Source organism: Teichococcus coralli, assembly GCF_009829925.1.
Taxonomy (GTDB): Bacteria; Pseudomonadota; Alphaproteobacteria; order Acetobacterales; family Acetobacteraceae; genus Pseudoroseomonas; species Pseudoroseomonas coralli.
This window is the reverse complement of sequence record NZ_SNVJ01000056.1, coordinates 1-1,823: the sequence shown is the minus strand read 5'-3', so window position 1 is coordinate 1,823 and position 1,823 is coordinate 1. Positions and strand designations below refer to the sequence as shown.

The 1,823-nt window shown below is 73.8% G+C and carries 1 protein-coding gene; it reads left to right on the top strand.

The genetic code is table 11. The annotated features are described in order from the left end of the window. Positions 1 to 1,790 (top strand): glutamine--fructose-6-phosphate transaminase (isomerizing) (glmS, locus tag E0493_RS22885; protein WP_160939573.1); only part of this gene is annotated, 1,790 nt, incomplete at its 5' end. Between the last annotated feature and the right edge of the window lie 33 nt (positions 1,791 to 1,823).

The following is a 1,823-nucleotide window of genomic DNA, read 5'->3' as shown; positions in this document are numbered from 1 at the left end:
CGGCGGCGCCGCGGCTTTTGGAGGCGCTGCGTCGGCTGGAGTACCGGGGCTATGACAGCGCCGGCATCGCGACGCTGGTGGAGGGCCGCGTTGAGCGGCGGCGGGCCGAGGGCAAGCTGGGCAACCTGGCCGAGGCGCTGGCGCGGCGGCCGCTGGAGGGCACCACCGGGATTGGCCACACCCGCTGGGCGACGCATGGCGCGCCGACCGAGCGCAACGCGCATCCGCACGGCACCGCCCGCGTCTCGGTGGTGCACAACGGCATCATCGAGAACTACGCCGCGCTGCGCGCCGGGCTGGAGGCCGAGGGCGTCGCCTTCGAGACCGAGACCGACACCGAAACCGTCGCCCGGCTGCTCGACCATCTGCTGGCCGGCGGCGCCACGCCGGAGCAGGCGGTCGCCGCCACCCTCAAGCGCCTCCACGGCGCCTTCGGCCTGGCGATGATCTTCGCCGGCCACCCGCGCAAGCTGATCGCCGCCCGCCAGGGCAGCCCGCTCGCCGTCGGCTTCGGCGAGGGCGAGATGTATGTCGGCTCCGACGCCCTGGCGCTCGCCCCGCTGACCCGCCGCATCGCCTACCTGGAGGAGGGCGACTGGGTGGTGCTGGACGACCGCTCGGCGCAGTTCTTCGACGCGCAGGACCGCCCGGTGGAGCGCGCCGTCCGGCTCACCGCGCTGACCGGCGCCGCGGTCGGCAAGGGCAACTACCGCCACTTCATGGAAAAGGAACTGCACGAGCACCCCGTGGTGCTCGGCGACACGCTGCGGCAATACGTCGCGCCCGCCACCCGCGCGGTGGCGCTGCCGGCGCTGCCCTTCGACCCGGCGCGGGTGCCTCGGCTCAGCTTCAGCGCCTGCGGCTCGGCCTTTCTGGCGGCACAGGTCGGGCGCTACTGGATGGAGCAGGTGGCGCGCCTGCCGGTGGAGGCCGACATCGCCAGCGAGCTGCGCTACCGCGACCCGCCGCTGCCCGAGGGCGGCGCCGCCATCCTGGTCAGCCAGTCCGGCGAGACCGCCGACACCCTGGCGGCGCTGCGCCTGCTGAAGGCGCGCGGCCAGCACGTGCTGGCGGTGGTCAACGTCGCCGAAAGCACCATGGACCGCGAAAGCGACGGTACCCTGCTGACCGTGGCCGGGCCGGAGATCGGCGTCGCCTCCACCAAGGCCTTCACCGCCCAGCTCGCCGTGCTGGCCAGCCTGGCGCTGGGCTTCGGCCGGGCGCGCGGCGTGCTGCCGGCGGCGCGCGAGGCGGCGCTCACCGCTGCCCTGCTGGAGGTGCCCGGCCATGCCGCCACCCTGCTGGAGGACGACGCCGCCATCCTGGCCATGGCGCGCGAGGTGGCGGCGGCGCGCGACGTGCTGTTCCTCGGCCGCGGCAGCCTCTACCCGATCGCGCTGGAAGGCGCGCTGAAGCTGAAGGAGCTGAGCTACATCCACGCCGAGGGCTATGCCGCCGGCGAGATGAAGCACGGGCCGATCGCGCTGATCGACCCCACCGTGCCGGTGATCGCCCTCTGCCCCTCCGGCCCCTTGTTCGAGAAAACCGCCTCCAACCTGCAGGAGGCCGCCGCCCGCGGCGGCCGCATCATGGCCTTCACCGACCCGGCCGGCGCCCCGGCGCTCCGCCGCTTCGCCGAGCAGGTCGTCGCCCTGCCGCAGGTCGACCCCTTCGTCGCCCCCATCCTGCACGCCATCCCCGTCCAGCTGCTCGCCTACCACGTCGCCGTCCTCAAGGGCACCGACGTCGACCAGCCCAGAAACCTCGCCAAGGCCGTGACCGTGGAGTGAACCAAAAACACCTGAAACCCACAACGCACGGCG